Raw genomic sequence first — 26,044 nt, 5'->3', positions numbered from 1 at the left:
GTCGCGCCATGCGCACCGCATTGACCGTCCTTTACCGCGCCGCCGAGATCCTGGGCGCGGTGTTCCTGGTGCTGATCGCCGTGCTGATCGTGTCCCAGGTCTTCGCCCGACTGGCCAACCGCATGGTGCCGGGAGCCGACGAGCTGGCCGGCTACTGCATGGCCGCCTCCTTCTTCCTGATGCTCGGTCCGGCGCTGCGCCGCGGCGCGCACATCCGCGTCGGCGTCCTGGTCGACCGGCTGCGCGGCGGCCCCCGCCGTGCCGTGGAGCTGCTCTGCCTCGGCTTCGGCACGGCGCTCAGCGGCTACTTCGCGTGGTACTGGCTGCGCATGACCTACGATTCCTACGATTTCGGCGATCTGGGACAGGGCGTTCTGCCCATCCCGCTGTGGATTCCGCAGGCCGCCATGGGCGTCGGGCTGGTGATCCTCGTGGTTGCCTTTCTGGACGACCTGTTGGCGGTGATCCAGGGGCGCGAGGCGTCCTACCAAAGCGCCGGCATGCAGAGCGAGGGCTGACCGATGGACCAGACGACCGCTTCCATCGTCGTCGTCGTGACGATGCTCCTGATGCTGGGAACCGGCATCTGGGTGGCGCTGGCGCTCGCCGGCGTCGGCTTCGTCGCCATGGCGCTGTTCACCACCCGCCCTGTCGGCATGGTCATGGCGACCAACATCTGGGGCGCCAGCACGAGCTGGACCCTGACCGCCCTGCCCCTGTTCATCTGGATGGGCGAGATCCTGTTCCGAACGCGAATCTCGTCGGACATGTTCAAGGGACTGGCGCCATGGACGGGCTGGCTGCCGGGGCGGTTGATGCACGTCAACATCGTCGGCTGCACGATCTTCGCCGCCGTCTCCGGCTCCTCGGCTGCGACCGCCGCCACCATCGGGCGGATGACCATCCCGGAACTGACCCGGCGCGGCTACGACCCGATGATGATCGTCGGCTCGCTGGCCGGCGCCGGCACGCTGGGCCTGCTGATTCCGCCCTCGATCATCATGATCGTCTACGGCGTGGCGGCGGACGTGTCGATCGCCCGGCTGTTCATCGCCGGCGTTATCCCGGGCATCGTGCTGACCGGCCTGTTCATGCTCTATGTCGGCGGCTGGTCCCTGCTGAACCCCGGCCGCGTGCCGCCGCGCGAGGCGCGCCAGAGCTTCATGGAGAAGATCCGCGACACCGGGTCGCTGATCCCGGTCATGCTGCTGATCGCCGGCGTGCTCGGTTCCATCTACGCGGGCATCGCCACGCCGACCGAGGCCGCGGGCATCGGCGTTCTGGGATCGCTGCTGCTGGCGCTGGTTACCGGCACGATGAGCTGGGCAACCTTCCGCGACAGCGTCCTGGGGGCGGCGCACACCTCCTGCATGATCGGCTTCATCCTGGCGGGGGCGGCCTTCCTGACCGTGGCCATGGGCTACACCGGCATTCCGCGCCTGCTGGCGGAATGGATCACCTCCATGCAGCTCACCACCGCGTCGCTGCTGGTGGTGCTGACGCTGTTCTTCATCGTCATGGGCTGCTTCCTCGACGGTATCTCGATGGTGGTGCTGACCACCTCGGTCATCCTGCCGATGGTGCAGCACGCCGGGATCGACCTGCTGTGGTTCGGCATCTACATCATCATCGTGGTGGAGATGGCCCAGATCACCCCGCCGGTGGGATTCAACCTGTTCGTCCTGCAATCGATGACGGGCAAGAACATCTTCACCATCGCCAAGGCCAGCCTGCCCTTCTTCCTGATGATGATCGTCATGGTGGCCCTGCTCTGGATCTTCCCGGGCATGGTGACGTGGCTGCCCTCGCTGATGATCGGGTGAGGAGCGGCATCATGGACGTCCGTTTCACCACAGCGGGCGACACGGCCTTCAACGTGGAGTTCGGCGAGGGCATCGATCGCCCGACCAACGCCCGCGTCATGGCCCTGCACGCCCGGCTGAAGGCCGCCGCGCTGCCGGGTCTGGTGGAGACGGTGCCAACCTTCCGTTCGCTCCAGGTCGTCTACGACCCAGCGGTCACCAGCCGCCGGGATGTCCAGGCCGCCGTCGAGGCGGAACTGGCCCACGCCGGGGACGCGCCGGCCGAAGGCGCCCTGTGGCGCCTGCCCGTCTGCTACGACGCGGAGTTGGGACCGGACCTCGCGGAACTGTCCGCCTCGCTCGGCCTGTCGGCGGAGCGGCTGATCGACCTCCACGGGTCGACCGAGTATTTCGTCTACATGCTGGGCTTCATGCCGGGCTTCGCCTACATGGGCGACCTGCCGGCCGAACTGGAGAAACCGCGGCGCAGCGAGCCGCGGGTCCGCGTGCCGGCGGGTTCCGTCGCCACCGCCGGGCGGCTGACCACCGTTTATCCTTGGGAGAGCCCCGGCGGCTGGCACCTGATCGGGCGCTGCCCGGTGCCGCTCTACGACGGCGCCCGCCCTGCCCCGGTCCTGCTCGCCGCCGGCGACCGGGTGCGGTTCGAGGCGGTGGACCGCGCCCGCTTCGACGCGCTGTCGGCCGCCGCCGCCGCCGGCCGCTTCGATCCCGACACGCTGAGGGCCGCGTCATGAGCGCGCCCTCCCCTACCCCCTGCCTCACCATCGTCCGGCCGGGGCTGTTCGCCACCATCCAAGACCTCGGCCGCTTCGGCCATCAGGAACTCGGCATGCCGGTGGCCGGCGCGCTCGATCCCATCGCCCTGCGCCTCGCCAACGCGCTGGTCGGCAACCCGGCGGGCACCGCGGGGGTGGAGATCGCCCTGCTCGGCCCCGCCCTGAAGGTGGAGGCTGACGGCGTGCGCGTCGCCGTCGTCGGCCCGATGGCGCTGAGTCTGGAACGCGAAGGGCAATCGCCGCAGCCGCTGGAACCCCACCGCAGCCACACGCTGGCGCGCGGCGACGTGCTGAAGCTGGGCGCCGTCACCGGGGCAGCGGTGGCCTATCTGGCGGTGGCCGGCGGCTTCGCGCTGGAGCCCTTCCTGGGCAGCCTGTCCACCTATGTGCGCGCCGGCATCGGGCCGCTCGGCGGCAAGCCGCTGGGCGACGGGGCGCGCCTGCCGCTCAACCGCAACGACGCCCCACCGGGCACCGACGTGGAGCTGCCGGAACCGCCCGACTATGGCGGCGGGCCGGTGCGGGTGGTGCTTGGCCCCCAGGAGGACCGCTTCACGGCGGAGGCGGTGGAGACCTTCCTGTCGGCGACCTATCGCGTCGGCAAGGATGCCGACCGCATGGGCCTGCGTCTCGACGGGCCGGCGCTCGCCCACACCGGCTCCGCCGACATTCCGTCGGACGGGCTGGTCACCGGCTCGATCCAGGTTCCGGGCAACGGTCAGCCGATCCTTCTGCTGAACGACCACCAGACGGCGGGCGGCTACGCCAAGATCGCCACGGTGATCTCCGCCGACCTGCCCCGCGTCGGCCGGCTGAGCCCCGGCGGCACCCTCAGCTTCCGGGCCGTCACGGTGGAGGAGGCGGAGGCCATCCGGCGGCGCCAGGAACAGACCATCGTCGCCTGGATCCGCGCCATCCGCCCGGTGCGCCCGGCGGGCGGCGTCGATCTGGAGGCGCTCTATGCGGAAAACCTCGTGTCCGGGGTCGTCGACATCGTCAACGGCAACGGCGACATCCTGAACCGAGAAGAGATGTGCGGGAGGGCACCATGACCATCACCGTGAACCTGAACGCCGACCTGGGCGAGGGTTTCGGCGCCTACGACATCGGCGACGACGACTCCATGCTCGGCATCGTCGCCTCCGCCAACATCGCCTGCGGCTTCCACGCCGGCGATCCGCTGGTGATGACGCGGACCGTCCGGAACGCGGTCGCCAAGGGCGTCAGCCTGGGCGCCCACCCCTCCTACCCCGATCTCCAGGGCTTCGGGCGCCGCCCGCTGCGGATGTCGGCGGCGGAGGTCGAGGCGATGGTCGCCTATCAGATCGGCGCGCTGATGGGCGTCGCCGCCGCCAGCGGCGGCGCGGTCACCCATGTGAAGGCGCACGGCGCGCTGAACAACATGGCGGCGGTCGACGAGGGGCTGGCCCTGGCGATCGGGCGGGCGATCAAGGGCGTCGATCCCAACCTGATCTACCTTGCAACCGCCGGGTCGGAAATGGCGCGGGCCGGGCGGACGCTGGGCCTGCCCACGGCGGAGGAGGTCTTCGCCGACCGCGCCTACGACGACAACGGCAACCTCGTGCCGCGCGGCCAGCCCGGCGCGATGGTCCACGACCCGGACGTGGCGGCCGCCAACGTTCTGCGCATGCTCGAGGAGGGGGTGATCCTGTCGGTCACCGGCACGCGCATCCCCTGCACCGTGCATTCCGTCTGCGTCCACGGCGACGAGCCGAGCGCGGTCGCCATGGCCGGGAACCTGCGCCGCACGCTGGAGGCCAAGGGGGTCCGCATCGTCCCCCTGCCGGACCTGCGCGACCGCTTCTAAAAGGGAAGGATCACGCCGGCCGCAGCTTCGCCGCTTCGGCGAGGCTGGCGAGCGTGTCCAGGATGACCTGCGGGCTGACCGGCTTGCGCAACACCACCAGCGGCTGCCAGCGGTCGGCGGTCAGGTCGTCCTCCCCCGCCTCCATCGACAGGAATCCGGTCATCACCAGGATCGGCAGATCGGCCGCCCGGGTCCGAAGCTCGCGGATCAGGGCGCGACCGTCCATGCGCGGCATGCGCAGATCGGTGATGACGAGGTCGGCCGGATCGGCGCTGTAGCGCTCCAGACCCTCCTGCCCGTCCTGGGCCAGGGTCACACGGTATCCCTTGCGAGACAGGAAATCCTCCAGAGCCATGGCGGCGAGGGATTCGTCCTCGGCCACCAGGACATGCAACGGAGCGGTGACGGGGTCAGGCATGAGCGCGCTCCACGTCCTGAACGGAGGGATGGGACACCGGCACGGTGATGGTGAAACGGACGCCGCGGTTCCCATCGTTATGGGTCACGTTTGCCGCGTCGATCCGGCCGCCCATGGAATCGATGATGCCATAGCCGATGGACAGACCGAGCCCGGACCCCTTGCCGACCTCCTTGGTCGTGAAGAAGGGGTCGAAGATGCGCGGCAGGATGTCCGGATCGATGCCGCCGCCATCGTCGGTGATGATGATGACGGCCCGCCCGGCGGTCAGGTCGCAGCGCATCCCGACGGTGATCCGCCCGGCCGCGGGCGACCCGTCGGGGTCGGCGCGCCATTCCAGGATGGCGTCGCGCGCGTTGGACAGCAGATTGACCAGCACCTGCTCCAGCTGCAGGGGACGCCCGCGGGTGACGCAGTCGACGGCCGGGACGTCGCTCACCACCTCGATGTTTTCCAGGGCGAACTGGTTGGACACCAACTCGACGGCGGAGCGGACGCAGGCCGCGGGTTCGAAGCGCTGGGTCGCGCCGTCGCGGCGGCTGAAGGTGCGCATATGGTCGATGATGCGGCCCATGCGCTCCGCCTGCTCGGACATGATGGTCAGCACCTTGTCCAGGCGCGCGGTGTCGGTGTCGCCGTCGCGCAGGCGGGACAGGGCGTTCTCGGCCCAGATCCGGATGATGTTCAGGGGCTGGCTCATCTCATGGGCCATGCCGGCCGCGAGCGTGCCCAGGGTCGCCAGCTTGGAGGTCTGGACCAGCTCCTCCTGAAGCCTCTTGCGGTCGGTGATGTCGCGGGAGCTGCCCAGGATCTGCACCACCCGGCCATCCTCGCCGCGCACCGGCACCAGGACGGTGTGCCAGGTGCGCCGCCCGACGGGAAGATCCAGCGTCTCCTCGTAATCGATCGGGCCGCCCGCGGCGACGCAGGCGCTGTATCGTTCGATCACCGCCTCGGCGGTTTCCTGCGGAACGGCCTCACGGACCAACCGGCCGCGGATGGTCTCCGGGTCGATCCCCGTCGCCCGCGCGTGGGCGGGGTTCAGCGTGTCGAAGGCAAAGTCCCCGTCCGGCAGCACCGTCACGACGAACAGACCTTCGGCTAAATTGTTGAAGAAGCTGGCGTAGCGCAGCTCGGCCTGACGCCGGATCTCGATCTCGCGCTGAAGGGCTCCGTTGGCGTCGGCGAGCTGCGTGGCGCTGGGCAGGGCGAGGGCCTTGGGCATCTGCACCCACAAGGCGACTGCGGTCAGCACAGACACCATCGCGGTGATCGCCTTGATGATGCCTTCGACGGCGTAGTCGGGGTACCACAGGGTCCAGAGGCTGAAGAAATGCGTCGTGCCGCAAGCCAGGATGAAGGCGGCGAACAGCCAGACCATCCAGGTGAAGGCGACGTCACGGCGCTTCAAAATGAAATAAAGCAGCGCCACGGGAATCGAATAATAGGAAAGGCCAGTCAGCACATCGGACACGATGTGCAGAGTGAGGATTTCCGGACGCCAGAACAGGCACACGCCGTGAGGCAAGTACGCGCTGGTGTCGAAGAAGGCTTCCACGCCACCGAACATGCCGCCCCTCATTTTTCGGTCACCGCCCGCGGCCCCGCTGGGTCCGGAAACGCCGCCGTTTCTCTGATCTCGCCACAAAACCTTGAAGCACAATGCCTTGCGGCACCATGCCGCGGAGGCTGCATCCGCGAACGCTACTCGAATCAGAGGGGCGGAGCAACACGCGGAACGCGATACCAGCCTTTGGTCAGCGCGCTCCGCATGGTTCCGGATGAGTGTTACGCCGCGGTGTGCACCTTACGGTTTTGCTCGCGGGTCTTCAGGAAGCGCAGGGCCGGAAAATCCTCCTGCGTGCGGTTCAGGTGCCAGGCGTTGCGCGCCAGGAACACCAACGCTCCGTCATGGTCCTCCGCCGCCGCCGAGCGGTTGAGGTCGAGGAACTTCTTGAGCTGGTCCTCGTCGTCCGTCTCGATCCAGCGGGCGGCATCCACCCCCGCCCCTTCGAAGCGGGCGGCGAGGCCGTACTCCGCCTCAATGCGGGCGGCCAGCACCTCGAACTGCAGCTGGCCAACCACGCCGACCACCCAATCCGCCCCGGTCAGCGGCTTGAACACCTGCGAGGCGCCCTCCTCAGCGAAATGCTCCAGCGCCTTGCGCAGGTGCTTCACGCGCATCGGGTCTTCCAGGCGGACGCGCTGCAGCAGCTCCGGTGCGAAGCTCGGCACGCCGGTGAAGCGCAAATCCTCGCCCTCGGTCAGCGTATCGCCGATGCGCAAGGACCCGTGGTTCGGGATGCCCATGATGTCGCCGGGCCAGGCCTCTTCCGCCAACTCGCGGTCGCGGGCCAGAAACAGCACGGCGTTGTTCACCGCCATCAGCTTGCCCGAACGGACATGCTTCAGCTTGGCGCCGCGCTTGAACTTGCCCGAGCAGATGCGCACGAAGGCGATGCGGTCGCGGTGGTTGGGGTCCATGTTGGCCTGGACCTTGAACACGAAGCCGCTGAACTTGCCCTCGTCGGGCTGCACGGAGCGCTGCTCCGCCGGCTGCGGACGCGGCGGCGGGGCGTTCTCGGCCAGACCCTGCAGAAGCTCGCGCACGCCGAAGTTGTTGATCGCCGACCCGAAATAGATCGGCGTCAGATGGCCGGCGCGGTAGGCTTCCAGGTCGAAGGGCGGCATCAGCCCGCGGGCCATCTCCACCTCCTCGCGCAGCTTCGCCACCGCGTGGTCCGGAAGAAGCTCGTCGAGGCGCGGGTCGTCGAGGCCGTTGCACTCGATGCCGTCGTCGATCTCGTCGCCCTTGGTGCGATCCATCAGGATCAGGCGGTCGCGGATCAGGTCGTAGCAGCCCAGGAAGTCGCGGCCCATGCCGATGGGCCAGCTCGCCGGGGTGACCTCCAGCGCCAGCGAGCTTTCGATCTCGGAAATGAGGTCGAAGGGGTCGCGGGCCTCGCGGTCCATCTTGTTGCAGAAGGTGATGATCGGCACGTCGCGCAGGCGGCAGACCTCGAACAGCTTCAGGGTCTGGCTCTCGATGCCCTTCGCGCCGTCGATCACCATGACGGCGCTGTCGACCGCGGTCAACGTCCGGTAGGTGTCCTCCGAGAAGTCCTCGTGGCCCGGCGTGTCCAGCAGGTTGAAGGTGCGCCCCTCGTAATCGAAGGTCATGACGGAGGCGGTCACGGAGATGCCGCGCTCGCGCTCCACCTTCATCCAGTCCGACTTGGCGCGGCGCTGCTCGCCGCGGGCCTTCACGGCGCCGGCCATCTGGATGGCGCCGCCGAACAGCAGCAGCTTTTCGGTGAGGGTGGTCTTGCCGGCGTCGGGGTGCGCGATGATCGCGAAGGTTCGACGCCGGGAAACAGCGTCCAGAAGCTCGGACATGCGCGTTCCCGTAACTCAGCGGTGCAAACAACGGCGAAGAGGGCCGGGAGGCGGAACGCCCCACGGCCCTCTTCGTTCGGACGTATAGATAGCAGCGAAGACCGGCCTGTTCCAGCCTGCCTTACAGGCTGAGCTCGGCGATCTGCACGGCGTTGAGCGCCGCGCCCTTCAGCAGTTGGTCACCGCAGACGAACAGGTCCAGGCCGTGGTCGCCGAAGATCAGGCTGGTGCGGATGCGGCCGACCTCGACGTCGAACTGGCCGGTGGCGTTGATCGGCATCGGGTAGACGCCGTCGGCCGGCACGTCCTTCACCACCACGCCCGGCGCGTCGGCCAGAACGGCGCGGGCGGCGTCCGGGGTGACCGGCGACAGCGTCTCGACCGTGATCGCCTCGGAATGGGCGCGGTAGGTCGGGATGCGCACCGCCGTGCAGCTCACCGGCAGGTCCGGGATCTCCAGGATCTTCCGGGTCTCCCAGGTCACCTTCATCTCCTCCTTCGTGTAGCCGTTCTCCTGGAAGGCGTCGATCTGGGGGATCAGGTTGAAGGGGATCGGGTGGCGGAACACGCTGTTGACGACCGGCTTGCCGTCGAGCTGGTTGCGGGTCTGCTCCTCAAGCTCGGCCATGCCCTCCGCACCGGCGCCGCTGGTCGCCTGATAGGTGGAGACGATGACACGGCGAAGGCCGAAGGCCTTGTGCAGCGGGCCGAGCGCCACGACGGCGATGGCAGTCGTGCAGTTCGGGTTGGCGACCAGCTTGGCGTCGCCCATGGCGTGGGCGTTGATCTCCGGGACGATCAGCGGGACGTTGTCGTCGTAACGGAAGGCCGAGGAGTTGTCGATCACCAGCGCTCCGCCAGCGGCGATGGCCGGCGCGTGTTCCTTGGCGAAATCACCGGACACGGCGAGCAGGACGATGTCGTAACCCTTCACCTTCTCGACGTCGAACGCCACGAGGGTCTTCTCGCCGAACGGAGTCTCGACGGTCCGGCCGGCGCTGCGCTCCGACGCGAACAGCCCGAGTTCCGCGACCGGGAACGAACGGCGGTGAAGAACATCGACCATCTCGCGGCCGACGGCGCCCGTGGCACCAACGATGGCAACGCGGCGAGGAGAAGGAGAAGAGGTGCTCATGGGTGTGGTCCGTCCTTTGGTCTTGCCCGGATCGAGCGTGGACGGCGGCCCCAGATGCACCAAGGCCCCGTCCGTGTCCGGCGGGGCCTTCGTGGTGGGTGAAGCGTCTTACTCGATCAACGCACGCCACCGTCCGACGGCCCGCCGGAGCGGGTCGTTTTGGTAGTGGTGGTGGTGATGGCGAGCGAGCGATTCATAACCCGCTAGATAAACGAAAGGCGCGGGGCTTGTAAAGCGCCCGCGCCCCCGCAACACAATTTTTGTCCGGGTCCGGACGGGGCCGCGTCAGGTCTCGGTTTCGGCCGGGTGCTCCGGCTTCACGGGATGCACGTCCCAGATCTCCGTCGCGTATTCCATGATGGTGCGGTCGGAGGAGAACCAGCCCATGTTGGCCGTGTTCAGGATGGCCTTGCGCGTCCATTCCTCCTGGTCGCGGTAGAGGTCCATGGCCGCCTGCTGCGCCTGGCAGTAGTCGGAGAAGTCCGCCGTCACCAGGAAATGGTCGCCGCCGTCGGTCAGCGCCTGGAGGATCGGGTGATAGCGGTGGGGATCGTCCGGCGAGAAGACGCCGGTGGAGATCATGTCCAGCGCCCGCTTCAGGCTGGGGTTCGACGCGATGACGTCGCGCGGGTTGAAGCCGCCGCTGGCCCGCAGGTCGTTCACCTCCTCGGCGGTCAGGCCAAAGATGAAGATGTTGTCGTCGCCCACATGCTCGCGGATCTCGACGTTGGCGCCGTCCAGCGTGCCGATGGTCAGCGCGCCGTTGAGCGCAAGCTTCATGTTGCCGGTGCCCGACGCCTCCATGCCCGCGGTGGAGATCTGCTCCGACAGGTCGGCCGCCGGCATGATGATCTCCGCCGCCGTCACGTTGTAGTTCGGCAGCAGCACGATCTTCAGGTTGTCATGCACCGACGGGTCATGGTTCACCACCTTCGCCACATCGTTGATGAGCTTGATGATGAGCTTGGCCATGTGATAGCTCGGCGCCGCCTTGCCGGCGAAGATCTTGGTCACCGGCACCCAGGACACGGTCGGGTTGTCGCGCATCTCGTTGTACAGCGCGATCGCCTGGAGGATGTTCAGGAGCTGGCGCTTGTACTCGTGCATGCGCTTGACCTGCACGTCGAACAGGCTGTCGACCTGCACGTCCACCCCGGTCTGGCGTGCGATGTAGGCGGCCAGCCGCTTCTTGTTCTTGCGCTTGGCGCGGCGGAACTCCTCGCGGAAGACCAGATCGTCGGCCTTCTCGGCCAGCGCCTTGATCTGGCTGAGATCCTTGATCCAGCCGTTGCCGATGCGGCTGGTGATCAGCGCGGCCAGCGGCTGGTTCGCCTGATGCAGCCAGCGGCGCGGCGTGATGCCGTTGGTCTTGTTGTTGATGCGCTCCGGGAACTCCGCGTGGAAGTCGGCGAAGACGGTCTGCTTCATCAGCTCGGTGTGCAGGGCCGACACGCCGTTGACCTTGTGCGAGCCGAGGAAGGCCAGATTGCCCATGCGCACCCGGCGGTCGCCGCGCTCGTCGATCAGCGACAGGCGGGACAGCCGTCCGTTGTCGCCCGCCGCCCGCGCCTTGGAGCGGTTCAGGAACTTGGCGTTGATCTCGTAGATGATCTGCATGTGGCGCGGCAGCACGCGCTCCATCATGCGGACCGGCCACGCCTCCAGCGCCTCCGGCAGCAGCGTGTGGTTGGTGTAGGAGAAGGTCGCGCGGGTGATGTCCCACGCCTTGTCCCAGGTGACGCCGTGCTGGTCCACCAGCAGCCGCATCAGCTCGGCGATGCCGATGGCCGGGTGGGTGTCGTTGAGCTGGATCGCCGCCTTGTCGGGCAGGCTGTCGAAATTGGAATGGTGCTGCAGATAGCGGCGCAGGATGTCCTGCAGCGAGGCGGAGGTGAAGAAATACTCCTGCTTCAGCCGCAGCTCCTTGCCGCCCTCCGTCGCGTCGTTCGGGTAGAGGACGCGGCTCAGATTCTCGGTCAGCACCTTCTGCTCGACCGCCTTCATGTAGGCGCCGTCGTTGAAGTGGCCGAAGTTGAAGTCGCGCGTGGCGCGGGCCGACCACAGGCGCAGCGTGTTGATCGTGTCGCCGCCGTAGCCGACCACCGGCGTGTCGTAGGCCATGGCCAGCACGCGCTCGGCGTCAACCCAGCGGTAGGCGCGCTCGCCCACCGAATCCCGGAACTCCTCGACGCGGCCGTAGAACTGGACGGGGTACAGCACCTCCGGACGCGGGAACTCCCACGGATTGCCGAACTGCAGCCACTGCTCCGGATACTCGACCTGCCAGCCATGCTCGAAGCGCTGCTCGAACAGGCCGAACTCGTAGCGGATGCCGTAGCCGTAGCCGGGCAGCGCTTCCGACGCCATGCTGTCGAGGAAGCAGGCGGCCAGACGGCCGAGGCCGCCGTTGCCGAGCGCCGCGTCCGGCTCCGCCTCCACCACGTCGTCGAGGTTCAGGCCGATGCGGTCGAGCGCTTGGCGGCACTGGTCGGTGATGCCGAGGTTGGCGAGGCTGTTCGTCAGAAGGCGGCCGATCAGGAATTCCAGCGAGAGGTAGTAAACGCGCTTGGCGTCCTGCTGGTAATAGGTCCGCGTCGTGTCCATCCAGCGGTCCACGAGCCGGTCGCGCACGGCGAGCGCCACGGTGTGGAACCAGTCGCGCCGGGTCGCCGCCCGCGCGTCCTTGCCGACGGAATAGACCAGCCACTCCAGAAACGAGCGCTTCAGCCCGTCGACATCCAGACTGCGGCGTTCGATCTCGCGGGACTTATACCGAGCGTCCATGTCTTGACTTTCTTCTTTCCAGGGCCAACTGGAGCGGCGGTTATTCAGCCGGTCTTCCATCGGCGGCAGTTTCCGGGGTCCATGGTTAAGCAACGTTTAAGTCGCTGCGCCAACCAGTCGAATCGGCCTGTCGAATTGCCTAGGCCGTTCGTCCAGAGCAACAGCCAAGACTTGCCCTTGTGCCACACGCGCTGTGCCAAAATGGAAACCATCCCCGCGGCGCACCGGATGCCGGTAATCGCTGCGAAGCCCCGCTGGAGGGAGTAAGATGGCGTCCGTGTCAGCCTCTTTGAACCTCCCGATGCTCGACAATACCGTATCTGCGGACTCCCGCCAGGAGCTTCCCGGCGACGCCACCATCCTGCTCCGTCAGGCCCAGCCGGCGGACATCCCCGCGCTGCTGGCCATCGAGGAGCGGTGTTTCGCCACCGATCGCCTGACCCGACGTAGTTTTCATTATTTGCTCACGAAAGCCAAGGCCACAGGTCTTGTGGAAGTCCACAGCGGCGCGGTCGTCGGCTACGCGCTGGTGTCCTTCCATTCCGGGACCTCGCTTGCCCGGCTCTACTCCTTCGCCGTCGATCCCGGCCACCGCGGCCAGGGCGTCGCCAAGCGCCTCCTCGCCGCGGCGGAGCAGGCGGCCCGCTCGCGGGACTGCATCTACCTGCGGCTGGAGGTGCGGCGCGATAACGCCGCGGCGATCGATCTCTACAAGAAGGCCGGCTACCGCGAGTTCGGCGTCTACACCGATTATTACGAAGACCACATGGAGGCGCTGCGGCTGGAAAAGCGCCTCGGCCACAGCGGTCCCAGCGCGCCGCTGGGCGGGCCCCTGGTCCCCTACTATCAGCAGACCCTGGACTTCACCTGCGGCCCGTCGGCCCTGATGATGGCGATGAAGGCGCTGAAGCCCACAGAGATCGAACTGGGGCGGAAGCTGGAGATCCGCCTGTGGCGGGAGTCCACCACGGTCTTCATGACCTCCGGCCATGGCGGCTGCGGCCCCTTCGGGCTGGCGCTGGCGGCGGCGCGGCGCGGCTTCGCGGTGGACATCCACATCAAGGACAACGCCACCCCCTTCCTGGACAGCGTGCGCAGCGATGAGAAGAAGGAGGTCATGCGCATCGTGCACGAGGACTTCCTCGACGAGTTGGAGGGCAGCGGCGCCACCGTCCGCCACAACACGCTGAGCGCCCAGGACATGGCCGACGCGGTGGCGGGCGGGGCCATCCCCATCGTGCTCATCAGCTCCTACCGGATCTATCACGAAAAATTTCCGCATTGGGTCGTCGTGACCGGTGCCGACGACCGCTTTCTCTATGTTCATGATCCGCTTGTGTACGACCGTCACCACGCTCACATCGACCGGATGAACATGCCGATCCCGAAAGCCGACTTCGAGCGCATGGCCCGCTACGGCAAGGCCCAGTTGAAGGCCGCCCTGCTCCTCCGTCCCCAACTCTCTGACGGGTCCGCCGACTGATGCCCGCGCATCTGCTGGTCGTCGACCGCCGGGCGGACGTGAAGTGGGCGAAGGACGGGCTGCCGGTGGTCAGCGCCCGCGACTACATCGCCCATCCGGAGCAAACGCCGCGCGGCGCGCGGGTGCTCAACCTGTCGCGCAGCTACCGCTATCTGGGCACCGGCTACTACGTCTCGCTGCTGGCGGAGGCGCGCGGCGAGCGGGTGATTCCCTCCGTCCGGACCATCCTGGACCTGTCACAGAAGACCTTCTACCGCGCCCAGCTGGCCGAGGTGGAGGAGGCGCTGCGCAAGGCGATCAAGCGGATGGACCACCCGCCGGAGGCGTCCTTCAACCTGACGCTTTTCTTCGGCCACGCCGACGACGCGCGGTTCCAGGACATCGCCCGCACGATCTTCGACCTGTTCCGCTGCCCCCTGCTGAAGGTCCAGGTGCGGCTGAAGGACGGCTGGACCGTCCACGCCCTGGAGCCGCTGTCCCTGGCCGACCTGCGGCCCGACCAGGAGGCGCTGTTCCAGGCGGCGCTCGACGCCTACACCCGCACCTCCTGGCGAGAGCCCACGGCCAAGGCGACGCCGCGCTACACGCTGGCCATCCTGCACAACCCGAAGGAGGAGCTTCCGCCCTCCAGCCCGCGCGCGCTCCAGAAATTCGTCAAGGCCGGGGAGAGCCTGGGCATCGCGGTCGAGCTGATCGAAAAGAAGGATTACGCCCGCCTCGCCGAGTTCGACGCGCTGTTCATCCGCGAGACGACGAACCTCGACCACCACACCTACCGCTTCGCCAAGAAGGCGGAGAAGGAAGGGCTGCCGGTGATCGACGACCCGAACTCGATCCTGAAATGCACCAACAAGGTCTATCTGGCCGAACTCCTGCGCGCCAACCGCATCCCGGCGCCGAAGACGGTGATCTTCGACAAGCGCGGGCTGGCGACGCTGGACCAGGAGATCCCCTACCCAATCGTCCTGAAGATTCCGGACGGCTCCTTCTCGCGCGGAGTCTTCAAGGTGCAGACCCGCAGCGAGTTGGAGGCGACGGCGGAAAGCCTGTTCGAGCAGTCCGACGTGATCCTGGCCCAGGAGTTCATGTACACGGAGTTCGACTGGCGCGTCGGCGTGCTGAACCGGCAGCCGATCTATGTCTGCCAATATCTGATGGCGAAGAAGCACTGGCAGATCGTCAAGCACGGCGGCAACGGCCGGGCCGAACAGGGCTCCTCCCGTACCCTGGCCGTCGAGGAGGCGCCGCGCGAGGTCATCGAGACCGCGGTCAAAGCGGCGGGTCTGATCGGCGACGGGCTTTACGGCGTCGACGTGAAGCAGAACGAGCGCGGCGTCTTCGTCATCGAGATCAACGACAACCCCAGCATCGACCTCGGAGTCGAGGACGCCAAGCTGAAGGACGGGCTGTACCGTCTCATCATGGGCGAATTCCTGCGTCGCCTGGAATCCCGGCCGCGCAAACCCGGTTCCGCGGCCTGAAATCCCCTTTCGGGCAGTTCCGCCATCCGTTCGGATACCCCCCTGATTCCAACCACCTCTCCTCCTAAGATGTTTTCGGCTGTGGCCGCCGGGGAACAAGCCTCTTCCCGCCGCGTTATGAATTCAACGTCACCACGAACGGGAGCAACACCGAAGCGCATCAATGCTTTGGAGTTGCCCAGGCTGGAGAGCGGGAGACCGTTGATGACGACGAACTGCTCGATGTGCTGCGCCGGACCGACACCCGGACACTGCTAGGCAGCACCACCGGATTCTAAAACACCGACACGAACCGAAGGACCGGCACGGCCACAGGACCGCCGCCGGAGGGGACCACGCGTCGAAAAAGGGACCGACTCCCGGCAAAGCCGCGGGAGCCGGACTCCCGGAACCTGAAATCTCGGCACTGAAATCTCGGGCCTGGGGCGCCGTCACCACAGACCGGCAGCCCCGCCGAATCAAGAGAAGCTGGAGGAAGAGCAACAATGGCGTATTGTTTCGAAGCCGAACTGATCCGTTGCATGCCGAACCTGCAGCGTTATGCTTGCAAGTTGACTCGCGACGCCAGCGCCGCCGAAGATCTGACCCAGGATTGTCTTGCCCGCGCCCTGTCCCGCCAGCATCGTTTCGAACCCGGCACCAACATGCAGGCTTGGCTGACCACGATGCTGAAGAATCTGCATTTCAACAACCTCCAGCGTGAAAAGCACGTCACCAAGGTCGAGTTGTGGGACGGCGCCATGTCGGTCGAAGCGTCCCAGATCGCCCGGCTCGTCTTCCGCGACGTCGACCGTGCCTTTGGCGCCCTCACCCCCAGCCAGCGCAAGGTCGTCAAGCTCGTCGCCATCGAAGGCCGTCCCTACCAGGAGGCCGCGGAGAAGCTGAACGTCTCCATCGGCACCATCCGCTCCCGCCTGTGCCGGGCCCGCGAGCGGCTGAACAACCTGATGGCCGCCTGAGACGAGGCAGGGAAAGCGTCGCGGGGTATGGCAACCGTACAACAGGTTGATCTTTCCATTGCATCCGGACCGTTCGTGGCCGGAACAACCGATGGGAGCGGCTGTTACATCCCCCGTGCGAAACGAGCAGGGCTGCTGCGGAGTGGCCGAACACCCCAGGGGTACGAACGGATACACGTCGCCAACCATTTGGCGGTAACGGTCCCATCCCCATAAGAAGAGGTATGTCACCACTCCCGACGCCGTGCCCGCCGTACTATATTGAACTCTGCGTCGCGGATCGTTTCCGTCTCAGGGGGATGGCCTCCGGGGACGTTCCGGGATCAAAAGATATGAAGCGTGTGACGATGAACCATATCAACGCATATCTTGACGGTGCCTTGGACGATAAGGAGCGTCAGGAGTTCGAGCAGTCCGTAGAGGACGACGCCGACGCAAAGGCCGTGGTGACCTTCCACAGAAGCCATGTGGACGAGCTTCACCGCCTTTACGATCCCGTGCTGGAAGAACCGGTACCGGCGCGCATGCTCGAACTGCTGAGGCAGCGCCGCAAGAGCTAGCCCCCCGATTCCCGCGTTCCATCGTCACATGAGGGGCGACCGGGCGACCCGGCCGCCCGCTTTTTTTTGCGCACCCCCCGCGTCGTCATCGCAGGGGCGGGCGCCAACGCGGGCTCTCCCGCATTTCCAGGCGACTTCTCCCTTCGGATCAACGCTTGCCCCTTTTACAGACCGGCGGCTTTTCCCATAAACAGGAGCCGCGGAAACGGAAGCTGGGCCATGGGCGCCCGGACCGGCGGGAACGAAGAGGATAAACAGCGTCCATGGCGCGCGGCAGGCCGGCACCGAACATCATTCTGGGTCCCGTCCTTTATTTCCGGGGAGAGCAAGGCGACCGCTGGTGGCTGTCGGCCCTCTTCGTCCTGGAGGGAGACGCCGAACCCCATGATCTGAGGGTGGATGGCGTGACGCTGCCCGTTCCGCCCCGCCACCTCGCGCAATGGCGCAACCGGCACGTCTGGCGGTTCGACTTCGCCATTCCGCGCGGCGCCCGCGATGTCGAAGCCGCCTATGGCTTCACCGACGGCGCGTCGCCGGGGGACATCTGGGCGGTGACCGTGCCGGGGCGCGCCTCGCCGCCGCGGATCGCCTACGTCTCCTGCAACGGTGTGGAGGACGAGGAGAAGATCGCCGGGCTGAACGCGCCGCGCAACGCCCTGTGGGGCGACCTGCGGCGCCGCCACGAGAGCGAACGCTTCCATCTTCTGCTGCAAGGCGGTGACCAGCTCTACGCCGACGCGGTGTGGCGCCAGCCGCCCCTGCTCACCGCCTGGAAGAAGCGGACCGACGACGCCCGCCTGGAAGAACCCTTCACCCCGGCGATGGCGGAGGAGGCGGCGGACTTCTACTTCGACCTCTATTTGCGGGTCTGGGGCCAGCCGGAAACCGCGGCGGTGACCGCCCGCATTCCCTCGGTGATGATGTGGGACGATCACGACATCTTCGACGGCTGGGGCTCCCACCCCGACGAGGAGATGATGTCCCCGGCCTGGCGCGGCGTCTACACCGCCGCTCGCCGCCATTTCTCGCTGTTCCAATTGGCCGCCATGGAGGACGCCCAGCCGGAATGCGTGTGGGGCGCCCCGTTGAACTCCTTCAGCCAGGGCTTCCGGCTGGGCGACATCGGCGTCCTGGCTCTCGACATGCGCAGCGACCGCACGCCCCGCCGCGTCCTGTCGGACCGGGTGTGGGATGCCCTGCCGGAGTGGCTGGAGCGCTTCAAGGGCTGCCGTCACCTGATCCTGATGTCCAGCGTGCCGCTGCTCTACCTCGACACCGGCGTGATGGAGCGGGCGGTCGGCCTGTCGCCCGTCCGCGTCGGAATCGAGGACGATCTGCGCGACCAGTGGCGCAGCCCGGCCCACGCCGAGGAATGGCTGCGCCTGCTCGGCCAACTGGCGGAATTCTCGCGGCGCACCGGGTGCCGGATCACCTCCGTGTCGGGTGAAATCCACGCGGGGGCGCGGGCCGTGCTGCGCGGCGGCGGCGTGGAGATCTGGCAGCTCATCGCGTCGGGGGTCGTTCACCCGCCGCCTGCCAAAGCGACGGCCTTCGCCCTGGAATGGCTGGCCAGCCGCAAGGAGACGCTGGACAACGGTTATGTCTTCGAAATGCCGGCCTTCCCCGAATCGGGAAAACGCATCATCCGGCAGCGCAACTGGCTGTCGCTGATCTTCGACGGCAAGGGGCAGATCCACGCCCGCTGGTCCGCCGAAGGCCAACCGAACCGCTACACCCAGGTGATCTGAGCCCGGTTGTCCGAAGCCGCCGGCTCACTCCGACGGCGGCGACCGGCGGCGGTTGCGCAGGTTGAGCGCGTTGAGGAAGCTGGTGGCCTGCGCCGGCGTGGCCGGGCCACCCGTCGGCGCCTTGGCCGAGGTCGCCAGGAAGCCGCCGACGCGGGCGCGCAACTCGACCGAATCGTGGGCGGCCTGGTCGGCGGTCTCCGCCACCTGACGGCGCACGTCGGCGTCGAGCGTGTTGAAGGCGCGGGTGGCGAATTCGAAGGCCGGCTGGGACTTGGTGGCGATCACCTGCCGCAGCGCCTTGGAAACCAGAACCGTGTCGAGCCCGCCGGGGCCGTCCACACCATCCAGAACATCGGCCAGGATGCCGATGGCCTGCAGGGTCTGGTTGTCATCGAGCGAGATGGGCTCCAGGCCGTCCATGACACTCACTTCCGATGTGGTTTGCCGAAGCGTGGTTGAACCGGCGGAGACACCGCCGGATCTTTTGCCGGTGCGAGGAAGCATAGTCGGAGCGCCCCGCCGAGGCAATGCGCACTAAGTCAGACCGTCAGGCCGCACGCCTGGCGCTCCGGTTCACCAGGGCGACCCCGGCCACCGCCAGCGCCATGCCGGACAGGGCCAGCAGCCCCAGCCGTTCCCCGAACATCGCCCAGGCGATCACCGCGGTCACCGGCGGGACCAGATAGAACAGGCTCGCCACGCGCGCCGCCGCGCCGCGGCGGATCAGCAGGAACAGCAGAAAGATCGCTCCCACCGACAAGACGAAGCTGAGCCACAGCAGGGCGAAGACGAACTCGCCGGTCCAGTCGATGCGCATGGTCTCGAACAGCGGGGCGAGCACCGCCAGCACCGCCGCGGTCGCCGCATACTGGATGGCCGCACCGCTGCGCAGGTCCATCGCCGTGCCGTGGCGCTTCTGGTAGAGCGTGCCGAAGGTGATGCCCAGCAAGGCGGCCAGCGCCAGCCCGATGCCCAGCGCGTCCGTCGAGTCGAAGTGCAGCTTCTCGCCAACCACCAGCCCGACTCCGGCCAGCCCCATCAGGAAGCCGATCCACTGCCGCCCGCTCACCCGCTCGCCCAGCAGCGGACCGGAGAGGGCGGCGGTCAGCAGAGGCTGGATGCCGACGATCAGCGCGGTCACCCCCGCCGGCATGCCCTTGGCGATGGCGCAGAACACCCCGGTCAGATAGACGCCGTGCACCAGCAGACCGGCCAGCGCGATGCGCCCGGCCTCGGCCCAGCTTTTCGGCCAGGGGGCGCCGGTGACCAGGGCGACCACCCCGAGAATGACCGCGACCAGCCCCAGTCGGACCAGCAGGAAGGTCAACGGCTCCGCGTAGGGAAGGCCGTATTTAGCGCCGATGAATCCCGTGCTCCACAGCAGCACGAACACGCCCGGCATCAGGCGCACCCAATCGGGCCGCCCGCCCGTGGCGGCGGTGGTCGCTTGCACGGTCATCGTCTCTCGTCATCTCCTATCCCCGTGCCTGCGCGCTTTCGACGGTGGGGGCCTCGGCCACCGCGGGCGGAACGTCCGGGGCGGGCGCCGCAACGCCGGACGGGTCCGGCCTGGGCGCTTCCACCGCACGGGCGCCCGCCACCGGCGCCGCGACCTCCTGAACGGCCTCGGCCGGCTTCGGCGGCGGGTTGCGCCGCGTTTCGGCCACCGACTGGAGATGGGCGCGCAGGCTTGCGTCCTTCTTCACCAGCCGATGGAAGTCTCTCACATCCAGGACCAGCAGTTGGCAATAGCCCATCGCACGCACATCGGCGTTGCGCCGTTGGCGGGTCAGCAGGGCCATCTCGCCGAACACCTCCCCGGTGCCGAGCTGGACCGGCTCGTCCAGACCCGGAACCAGCACCTCCACGGCGCCGGACGCGATGAAGAACATGGCGTCGCCGCGCTCGCCGCGCCGGACGATGGTTTCCCCCGGCAGGACCAGCCGCGGCTTCAGCAGGGTGGCGATGCCGCGCAGGCGGTCGCCCTCCAGCCCCTCGAACAGCGGCACCCGTCCGACGAGGTCCATCAGGTCCAGCCGCAGATCGAGCTTCGGCAGGGCATCGAGCGCGCGGCGGCGGTCGTCCAGATCGCGTTGCAGGTCGCTCAAAATCTCCTGGCTGATGATCGACTCGGCGAAGAGCGCCCGGTAATCGGCCTCCTCCAGCCGCAGGGCGGCGCGGCTGACGTACCGGCTCTGAAGAAGCAGCGCGTAGTCGGGATATTGCAGCTTCAGCGCCGCCAGCGCCTGCTCGACCATGGCGAGGCGCACCGTGAGGATGCCCTCCAGCTCGCAGGCAACGTCAGTGCCCAGCACCTGCCCGACCTTGTCGTTGATGAACTCCAGCAGCTCGCGCTGCACGGTGCGCACGCCCAGAAGGATCTCGAACCGGAAGGCGAGCCGGCGGGCCAAGGGCGCGTGGATCCCCAGCCGGCGGTGCAGCAGGCTGGCGACCCGCATCCAGGGCGTGAAGGAGATGAAGGGCTCCTCGAAGGCGCGGTAACCGGCGCGCCCCTGGGCCTTCACCGCGTCGAGCAAGCGACCGGTTCGGCGGTTCAGCAGCTCCGCAACGCCCCGCGACAGGATGCCCTCGCGGAAGTGCTCGTAATACAGCTCCTCCTCGCGGTTCACCAGGATGACGAGGCCGATGGTCACGCGGTCCTCGTTGTTCAGCGGCGCTTCGGTCGACCGCTCCCGGACGATGGCGTCGAGCCGGTCGCTGTACTGGGAGACGGTGGATCCGACGGCCTGCTCGTCGACCTCGTAGCGATGGGCCAGACCCTCCACCCGCTCGCGCACGCCGGCCAGCGACAGGGCGAGCGCGCGGTTGCGCATGGCGTGCTCGACCGGCGACAGCCTGTTGAGGCCCAACAGGTTGATGACGGCGCGCAGCGTCGTGCCGTTGATGAAAAGGGTGTAGAAGACGAATCCGGTGACCAGCACGGCGACGAAGCCCTGCACCCGGTCGGGCACGCGCCCGTTCTCGGTGACGGCCAGCGCCAGCGTCAGCGACACCGCGCCGCGCAGCCCGCCCCACAGCATCACCGTCTTGTAGGCGTGGCTGACCCGCTGGGCCAGACCGGCGCCGGACAGCAGCGGCAGCAGGCCGAACAGCACCAGCGCGCGCGACACCGTCGCCGCCCCGACCACGACCAGCACCAGCCCGACGTCGCTCCAGCCGATGCCGCCGAGCAGGCGCGGCACCAGCAGCGCCGTCATCAGGAAGATCAGCGAATTGGCCCAGAAGCCGAGCTGTTTCCAGACATGCTCCAGCGCCCCCCAGGTGGCCGGGGAGATGCGCGTGCGCCCGACCGAGCCGACGACCAGCGCCGCCGTGACGACCGCCACGACCCCCGACGCGCCGACGTAATGCTCCGCCAGAACGTAGCTGAGATAGGCGAGCGCCACGGTCAGCGTGATCTCGGCCATCGGCTGGTCGCGCACCGGCTCGACGATCATGCAGACCACGCGCCCGCAGACATAGCCGGTGGCCACACCGCCGGCGAAGTCGCGCAGGAATTCCATCGCCGCTTCGGTCGCCCCGCCATGGGCGTTGCGGGTCAGCATGCCGAGCAGCAGCGTGAACAGGGCGATGGCCGCGGCGTCGTTCAGCAGGCTTTCACCCTCGACCAGCATGGTCAGGCGGCGCGGCGCGCCGAGGTCGCGGAAGATGCTGACGACCGCCGCCGGGTCGGTGGTCGCGACGATCGACCCCAGCAGCAGGCAGGCGATCAGCCCCATCGAGGTGAAGAGGTTGAGCGCATAGCCGACAGCGAAGGTGCAGACGAACACCGCCACCACGGCCATCAGCAGGATCGGCCAGACGTCGTCGAACAGCCGCCGCACGTCCACCGCCAGCGCCGTTTCGAACAGCAGCACCGGCAGGAAGATGTAGATCAGCACCTCGGACGAGATGTCCATCTCGGCCAGGGAATTCAGGAAATCGTGGAAGGGTCCGGTGCCGCCCTGCCCGGCGAAGGTCTGGATCGCCAATCCCAGGGCCACGCCCACGGCGGCCAGAAGCACCGTGTAGGGCATCCTCAGCCGGGCCGCCAGTGGCGGCAGCAGGCTGACCAGCGCCAGAAGGCCGGAAACCGCGAGGACATAGATGACGATGACGTGCATGGGGCTGCCTTGCCCTGAGGGGCCCTTGGGGGTCGGCGCGCACGGTATCGCCCGATTGGGGCGGGAGCAAGGTCAGGATAAGGGACAAAGCTGTTCCGTACGTGTGACCGGACGTACGGTCCGGCCACAGCGGTACGGAGTGGCGCGTACAGGAACTGCCCCCGCTTACGCCACCGCCAGGGTCACCGTCATGCGGAAGCCGCCGGTGGAGCGGTTCTCGGCGCGGACCTTGCCGCCGAAGGCCTCGATGTTCCGCCGCACGATCCACAGGCCGATGCCGAAATGGGTCGCCTCGGCTTGGTTCTGGGCCGCCGCGTCCTCCGGCATGCCCCGTCCCGGCTCACGCTGGGAGAAGTAGCGTTCGAAGATGCGCGGCAGGTTTGCCGGATCGACGCCGGGTCCCTCGTCCTCGACCACCAGCTCCGCCCAGGCCCCGTTGCGCGACAGGCGCACGCTGACGGTGCCGTCCGGCGGCGAGAAGCTGACGGCGTTCTCCACCAGATTCTCGATGACGGTTTCCAGGATGTCATCGCTGGCCCGCACGACCACCCCGGATTCGATGCGCGAGCGCATGTGGAGCTGCCGTTCGGCGAGCAGGCTGGTGTAGCCGCCGGCCATGCGCTCGACCAGATCGGACAGGTCCACCCGGCGGCGCGGCGGAACCAGAAGGTCGGCGGCGGCCTCGTCCATGCGCCGCCCGAAGGAGACCAGACCGTCGAGCTTGTCGACCGACTTCTCGATCATGGTCAGGGCGCGCTGGCTGCGGTTGTCTTCGGCGGACAGCGAGCGGCGCAACGGCTCCACCGACTGGCGGATGACCGCGATGGGCGTCTTGTAGGCGTGGGCGTTGTCCTCCGCCGCCCGGCGCAGCGACCGCGCGCTCTCGCGCAGAGTGTCGACCAGCCGGTCGAAATCCTCGGCCACCCCGGACAGCTCCGGCACGGTGTTGCGGTTGGTGAAGGACCCCTGCCCGCCCTCGCCGATGCCGCCCGACACGATGTCGCGGGCCAGATCGCCGAAGCGGTGCAGGTTGCGCCACACCCCAAGCAGCACGGCCATCACCAGCGCCGCCATGACGATGTAAATCATCGCCGCGGCCTGGACGACCGGCGTGCTCCAGTAGGGCCGCCCCAGGGAGGATTCCAGATAGCCGCCGGCGGTGTGGCTGGTCACCAGGGCCCAGCAGCCAAAGGCGGTGTTGATCGGCGTGACCGAGGTCAGGATCTCATAGCCGCCCGAGGCGCGCGGCAGGCGCAGGGCCAGCGGCTCGTTCCCGGCGCAGGAGGCGCCCAGCCGGTCCAGCACCCCCTGTTCGAGGAGCTGGTGCCGCTCGGCGTCGAGGTCGTCGGTGGGCACCGACGGGGCGGCGGCGACGTAGTAGAAGCCGTCGCTGCCCATCAGGTTGTTGCCGGCCAGGGCGCGCGGCCGCACCAGCAGCTTCAGCCGCGTGTTCCCGTCCGCGAAGCGGCGCAGGATGGGGCCGAGCTGCGGCAGGGCCGCGCGGTTGGCGCGGGACAGGTCCGGCTCCAGAGCGCGGGCGATCAGCTCGCCCTGCCGCTGCGCGCTTTGCAGCAGCAGGGTCTGCGTCGTGGTGTCGGCGCGCTGGAACTGATCGTAGATCAGCACCGGGACCGCCAGGAAGACGATGGTCAGCAGCGCCAGCCGGCTGGCCAGCGAGTGCCACAGCCACCGCAGCCGGCCGCCGGGGAAACCCGCCATGGAGAAGCCTCCCTTGGTGAGTTCCGCCCCGTCCCGCGCGCCGTCAGGCCCCCCGCCAGGCACCCTCTCGGGCCCCCGGGCCTCAATCGGCAGCAGCGCCATCGGCCATCACATCCGCGTCGTCGTCGCGCGTGCGGCCCGCGCCACCCGTGCCGTTGCCCCAGCGGTAGCCGAAGCCCGGATAGTTTTCGATGCAATCGAACTCGGCGTCCACCACGCGGAACTTCTGGCGGATGCGCTTGATGAAGGCGCGGACGTTGGCGCGGTAGCCCGACGGGCCATAGCCGGCCAGGAAGCCCTTGCCATGCACGAGGTCGTAGATTTCGCGGTAGGACACGTCCTCTTCCGGACGGGTCGCCATCAGCTTGACGATGTTGAACTCGGTCAGCGTCAGGTCGATGCGCTTGCCGTTCCACAGGGCGCGGCTGTTGTCCAGGCGCAGGTCGAGGTTGCCGAGCGCGTAGACCGATTCCTTCGGCCCCTCGGCCTCCTCCGGCGTGCCCTTCGAGCCGTCCACGATGAGGCGCATGCGCTTCAGCAGGATCGACAGGCTGCGCGACTTCTCGACGAAGTCGAGCGCGCCGCCGGCCAGGGCGGCCTCTTCGTAAATCTGGTCCGACAGCACGGTGAGGAAGATCACCGGCAGGTCGATGCCGCGGGAGCGCATCTGGCGAAGAACGTCGATGCCGTCCATCTTCGGCATGCGCCAGTCCAGCAGGACGATGTCCACCGAACCGCCCTCGGCAAAGAAGTCGAGCGCGGGTTCGCCACGGTCGAAAGTGATGACCTCATACCCCTCGTCGGCGAGGTTGAGGCTGAGGGATTCGCGGAACAGGTCGTCGTCGTCGACCAGCGCCACGCGGGCGACGGCGGCCTCAGTCATTGCGGACATCCCAGCCTTGGGCAAGGAGTTGAGCGAAGCATCGTTTATCGACATCTGGGACATTTTCGCTGCTCTTCATATCGTAGGAAAGGGCACGGAAGTCCTGGGAGGACGTCATGTCCATGAAGAAGAAGACTTTGAGCGAACAGTCGCCCTTAGCGTAATGCCACACCTTTGCAGGTGGCGCCTCTTCCGTTGCGGCAGGGGTGCCCAGGAGACGCCGGGTCTGGACTTGGTCCAGGCCGACGAGCGTTTCGGGGGACAGGGTGGCGGGCGGGCTGGCGCCGCCGAACGGTACGGGGGGCAGCCCCGCCACCTCTGTCCCAGCCATGGCGATGACCGCGGCGGCGGATCCGGTCCCCGGACCGTTCACCGCCGGCATGGCCGCCTGATCCTTGCCCGCGGTCTTGACGCGCGGAGGAGCAGGTTTCGTCTTCGGCACCGGAACGGCCATGGCGGTCGGTCCGGCGGTTTGCGTTTCAGGAGGAACCGTGGTGCCGGGGCACCCGGCCAGCAGAAGAACCGCCAGCACAAGGCCCGCCTTCCGCCGCCGGCACCCCACTCCGGCATTGGTTCCAGCCACTTCGCATATGGTACCCGTCATCGTCATCGTCGGGCCTTTCAAGCAACGTGGTTGAATTCGCGGGCGGTGTTGCTGGCCCCATGCCTGCACTTGCCGCCTCCGTGAGATCAAGGTCAGTCCAGTCTGGTTAATGTGGCGTTAAACCCCTGTTTGATACCCCCTTTTTGCGCACATTTGCGGCCAATTTTTGTTCCTACTCCTATCGATAGGTCGGATTTCGAACTAATTTGCCTATTTGTGGGCTAGGTGACAGGGCGCCGGTCGCCTCAAATACCCATACTTTCCTTTGGCTTAACCTGTGACGGGAGACGCACAAAGGGTTTTGCACACACGGCGCGTGGCGC

21 protein-coding genes are annotated in these 26,044 nt (G+C 67.6%); 10 read left to right on the top strand and 11 right to left on the bottom strand.

Going from position 1 to position 26,044, the window contains the following annotated elements; genetic code table 11:
- Positions 1–8 precede the first annotated feature (8 nt).
- The 5 genes from ACWPN5_RS19460 to ACWPN5_RS19440 are packed head-to-tail and all read left to right on the top strand — an operon-like array spanning position 9 to position 4,427.
- Positions 9–518, top strand: coding sequence for a TRAP transporter small permease (locus ACWPN5_RS19460; protein WP_492296936.1), 510 nt, complete (start codon positions 9–11; stop codon positions 516–518).
- 3 nt (positions 519–521) lie between these two features.
- Entirely contained in the window at positions 522–1,823 is a 1,302-nt protein-coding gene (locus tag ACWPN5_RS19455) for a TRAP transporter large permease (RefSeq protein WP_492296934.1), read from the top strand.
- Positions 1,824–1,834: 11 nt separating this feature from the next.
- Entirely contained in the window at positions 1,835–2,557 is a 723-nt protein-coding gene (gene pxpB / locus ACWPN5_RS19450; protein ID WP_492296933.1) for a 5-oxoprolinase subunit PxpB, read from the top strand.
- Complete coding sequence (locus ACWPN5_RS19445) at positions 2,554–3,651, top strand: 5-oxoprolinase subunit C family protein (protein ID WP_492296931.1); 1,098 nt, start codon at positions 2,554–2,556, stop codon at positions 3,649–3,651. The genes pxpB and ACWPN5_RS19445 overlap by 4 nt, the downstream gene beginning before the upstream one ends.
- Complete coding sequence (locus ACWPN5_RS19440; protein WP_145680590.1) at positions 3,648–4,427, top strand: LamB/YcsF family protein; 780 nt, start codon at positions 3,648–3,650, stop codon at positions 4,425–4,427. Before ACWPN5_RS19445 ends, ACWPN5_RS19440 begins: the two co-directional genes overlap by 4 nt.
- A 10-nt stretch (positions 4,428–4,437) precedes the next feature.
- Here ACWPN5_RS19440 and ACWPN5_RS19435 read toward each other — a convergent pair whose 3' ends face one another.
- The 5 genes from ACWPN5_RS19435 to ACWPN5_RS19415 form a co-directional block, all read right to left on the bottom strand.
- The gene (locus ACWPN5_RS19435; RefSeq protein ID WP_186465939.1) at positions 4,438–4,845 is read right to left on the bottom strand and encodes a response regulator; all 408 of its coding nucleotides are present in this window, start codon (positions 4,843–4,845) and stop codon (positions 4,438–4,440) included.
- Complete coding sequence (locus tag ACWPN5_RS19430; protein ID WP_145680589.1) at positions 4,838–6,415, bottom strand: ATP-binding protein; 1,578 nt, start codon at positions 6,413–6,415, stop codon at positions 4,838–4,840. Before ACWPN5_RS19430 ends, ACWPN5_RS19435 begins: the two co-directional genes overlap by 8 nt.
- Positions 6,416–6,633: 218 nt before the next feature.
- Positions 6,634–8,241 carry a peptide chain release factor 3 gene (locus ACWPN5_RS19425; protein WP_103039104.1) on the bottom strand — a complete coding sequence of 536 codons (1,608 nt, stop codon included), beginning with the start codon at positions 8,239–8,241 and terminating at the stop codon, positions 6,634–6,636.
- 121 nt (positions 8,242–8,362) lie between these two features.
- The gene (locus tag ACWPN5_RS19420) at positions 8,363–9,376 is read right to left on the bottom strand and encodes an aspartate-semialdehyde dehydrogenase (protein ID WP_035676141.1); all 1,014 of its coding nucleotides are present in this window, start codon (positions 9,374–9,376) and stop codon (positions 8,363–8,365) included.
- Positions 9,377–9,661: 285 nt separating this feature from the next.
- Positions 9,662–12,160 carry a glycogen/starch/alpha-glucan phosphorylase gene (locus ACWPN5_RS19415; RefSeq protein ID WP_492296928.1) on the bottom strand — a complete coding sequence of 833 codons (2,499 nt, stop codon included), beginning with the start codon at positions 12,158–12,160 and terminating at the stop codon, positions 9,662–9,664.
- Between the two features lie 301 nt (positions 12,161–12,461).
- Between ACWPN5_RS19415 and ACWPN5_RS19410 the strand changes: the two genes are divergently transcribed.
- The 5 genes from ACWPN5_RS19410 (at position 12,462) to ACWPN5_RS19390 (ending at position 18,391) form a co-directional block, all read left to right on the top strand.
- Entirely contained in the window at positions 12,462–13,643 is a 1,182-nt protein-coding gene (locus tag ACWPN5_RS19410) for a peptidase C39 family protein (protein ID WP_492296926.1), read from the top strand.
- Positions 13,643–15,124 (top strand): RimK family ATP-grasp domain-containing protein, encoded by a 1,482-nt coding sequence (locus ACWPN5_RS19405; protein ID WP_200477061.1) that lies wholly within the window; start codon positions 13,643–13,645, stop codon positions 15,122–15,124. The genes ACWPN5_RS19410 and ACWPN5_RS19405 overlap by 1 nt, the downstream gene beginning before the upstream one ends.
- 521 nt (positions 15,125–15,645) lie before the next feature.
- The gene (locus tag ACWPN5_RS19400) at positions 15,646–16,083 is read left to right on the top strand and encodes a sigma-70 family RNA polymerase sigma factor (protein ID WP_247882918.1); all 438 of its coding nucleotides are present in this window, start codon (positions 15,646–15,648) and stop codon (positions 16,081–16,083) included.
- A 332-nt stretch (positions 16,084–16,415) separates the two neighbouring features.
- On the top strand, positions 16,416–16,643 hold the full coding sequence (locus ACWPN5_RS19395; RefSeq protein ID WP_247877067.1) for an anti-sigma factor family protein: 228 nt from the start codon (positions 16,416–16,418) through the stop codon (positions 16,641–16,643).
- A 263-nt stretch (positions 16,644–16,906) separates the two neighbouring features.
- Positions 16,907–18,391, top strand: a complete 1,485-nt coding sequence (locus ACWPN5_RS19390) for an alkaline phosphatase D family protein (RefSeq protein ID WP_145680585.1) — start codon at positions 16,907–16,909, stop codon at positions 18,389–18,391.
- Positions 18,392–18,415: 24 nt separating this feature from the next.
- Here ACWPN5_RS19390 and ACWPN5_RS19385 read toward each other — a convergent pair whose 3' ends face one another.
- The 6 genes from ACWPN5_RS19385 to ACWPN5_RS19360 all read right to left on the bottom strand — a co-directional run bounded on the left by ACWPN5_RS19385 (position 18,416) and on the right by ACWPN5_RS19360 (position 25,649).
- The gene (locus tag ACWPN5_RS19385; RefSeq protein ID WP_145680584.1) at positions 18,416–18,811 is read right to left on the bottom strand and encodes a hypothetical protein; all 396 of its coding nucleotides are present in this window, start codon (positions 18,809–18,811) and stop codon (positions 18,416–18,418) included.
- Between the two features lie 127 nt (positions 18,812–18,938).
- Entirely contained in the window at positions 18,939–19,850 is a 912-nt protein-coding gene (locus ACWPN5_RS19380) for a DMT family transporter (RefSeq protein WP_200477059.1), read from the bottom strand.
- Positions 19,851–19,866: 16 nt separating this feature from the next.
- On the bottom strand, positions 19,867–22,515 hold the full coding sequence (locus ACWPN5_RS19375; RefSeq protein ID WP_492296922.1) for a cation:proton antiporter: 2,649 nt from the start codon (positions 22,513–22,515) through the stop codon (positions 19,867–19,869).
- A gap of 165 nt (positions 22,516–22,680) precedes the next feature.
- Positions 22,681–24,234 (bottom strand): sensor histidine kinase, encoded by a 1,554-nt coding sequence (locus tag ACWPN5_RS19370; RefSeq protein ID WP_247888069.1) that lies wholly within the window; start codon positions 24,232–24,234, stop codon positions 22,681–22,683.
- A gap of 82 nt (positions 24,235–24,316) precedes the next feature.
- Positions 24,317–25,117, bottom strand: a complete 801-nt coding sequence (locus ACWPN5_RS19365; RefSeq protein ID WP_172428359.1) for a response regulator transcription factor — start codon at positions 25,115–25,117, stop codon at positions 24,317–24,319.
- The gene (locus tag ACWPN5_RS19360; protein ID WP_145680580.1) at positions 25,110–25,649 is read right to left on the bottom strand and encodes a hypothetical protein; all 540 of its coding nucleotides are present in this window, start codon (positions 25,647–25,649) and stop codon (positions 25,110–25,112) included. Before ACWPN5_RS19360 ends, ACWPN5_RS19365 begins: the two co-directional genes overlap by 8 nt.
- Positions 25,650–26,044 lie beyond the last annotated feature (395 nt).

It is taken from the genome of Azospirillum sp. UENF 211521, from assembly GCF_058780535.1.
This window is presented reverse-complemented; position numbering and strand designations above follow the sequence as displayed.

Bases quoted from the DNA above. Each gene is read 5' to 3' on its own strand.
- ACWPN5_RS19460 (WP_492296936.1), top strand. From the start codon at position 9: ATGCGCACCGCATTGACCGTCCTTTACCGCGCCGCCGAGATCCTGGGC.
- ACWPN5_RS19455 (WP_492296934.1), top strand. From the start codon at position 522: ATGGACCAGACGACCGCTTCCATCGTCGTCGTCGTGACGATGCTCCTG.
- pxpB (WP_492296933.1), top strand. From the start codon at position 1,835: ATGGACGTCCGTTTCACCACAGCGGGCGACACGGCCTTCAACGTGGAG.
- ACWPN5_RS19445 (WP_492296931.1), top strand. From the start codon at position 2,554: ATGAGCGCGCCCTCCCCTACCCCCTGCCTCACCATCGTCCGGCCGGGG.
- ACWPN5_RS19440 (WP_145680590.1), top strand. From the start codon at position 3,648: ATGACCATCACCGTGAACCTGAACGCCGACCTGGGCGAGGGTTTCGGC.
- ACWPN5_RS19435 (WP_186465939.1), bottom strand. From the start codon at position 4,845: ATGCCTGACCCCGTCACCGCTCCGTTGCATGTCCTGGTGGCCGAGGAC.
- ACWPN5_RS19430 (WP_145680589.1), bottom strand. From the start codon at position 6,415: ATGTTCGGTGGCGTGGAAGCCTTCTTCGACACCAGCGCGTACTTGCCT.
- ACWPN5_RS19425 (WP_103039104.1), bottom strand. From the start codon at position 8,241: ATGTCCGAGCTTCTGGACGCTGTTTCCCGGCGTCGAACCTTCGCGATC.
- ACWPN5_RS19420 (WP_035676141.1), bottom strand. From the start codon at position 9,376: ATGAGCACCTCTTCTCCTTCTCCTCGCCGCGTTGCCATCGTTGGTGCC.
- ACWPN5_RS19415 (WP_492296928.1), bottom strand. From the start codon at position 12,160: ATGGACGCTCGGTATAAGTCCCGCGAGATCGAACGCCGCAGTCTGGAT.
- ACWPN5_RS19410 (WP_492296926.1), top strand. From the start codon at position 12,462: ATGCTCGACAATACCGTATCTGCGGACTCCCGCCAGGAGCTTCCCGGC.
- ACWPN5_RS19405 (WP_200477061.1), top strand. From the start codon at position 13,643: ATGCCCGCGCATCTGCTGGTCGTCGACCGCCGGGCGGACGTGAAGTGG.
- ACWPN5_RS19400 (WP_247882918.1), top strand. From the start codon at position 15,646: ATGCCGAACCTGCAGCGTTATGCTTGCAAGTTGACTCGCGACGCCAGC.
- ACWPN5_RS19395 (WP_247877067.1), top strand. From the start codon at position 16,416: ATGAAGCGTGTGACGATGAACCATATCAACGCATATCTTGACGGTGCC.
- ACWPN5_RS19390 (WP_145680585.1), top strand. From the start codon at position 16,907: ATGGCGCGCGGCAGGCCGGCACCGAACATCATTCTGGGTCCCGTCCTT.
- ACWPN5_RS19385 (WP_145680584.1), bottom strand. From the start codon at position 18,811: ATGGACGGCCTGGAGCCCATCTCGCTCGATGACAACCAGACCCTGCAG.
- ACWPN5_RS19380 (WP_200477059.1), bottom strand. From the start codon at position 19,850: ATGACCGTGCAAGCGACCACCGCCGCCACGGGCGGGCGGCCCGATTGG.
- ACWPN5_RS19375 (WP_492296922.1), bottom strand. From the start codon at position 22,515: ATGCACGTCATCGTCATCTATGTCCTCGCGGTTTCCGGCCTTCTGGCG.
- ACWPN5_RS19370 (WP_247888069.1), bottom strand. From the start codon at position 24,234: ATGGCGGGTTTCCCCGGCGGCCGGCTGCGGTGGCTGTGGCACTCGCTG.
- ACWPN5_RS19365 (WP_172428359.1), bottom strand. From the start codon at position 25,117: ATGACTGAGGCCGCCGTCGCCCGCGTGGCGCTGGTCGACGACGACGAC.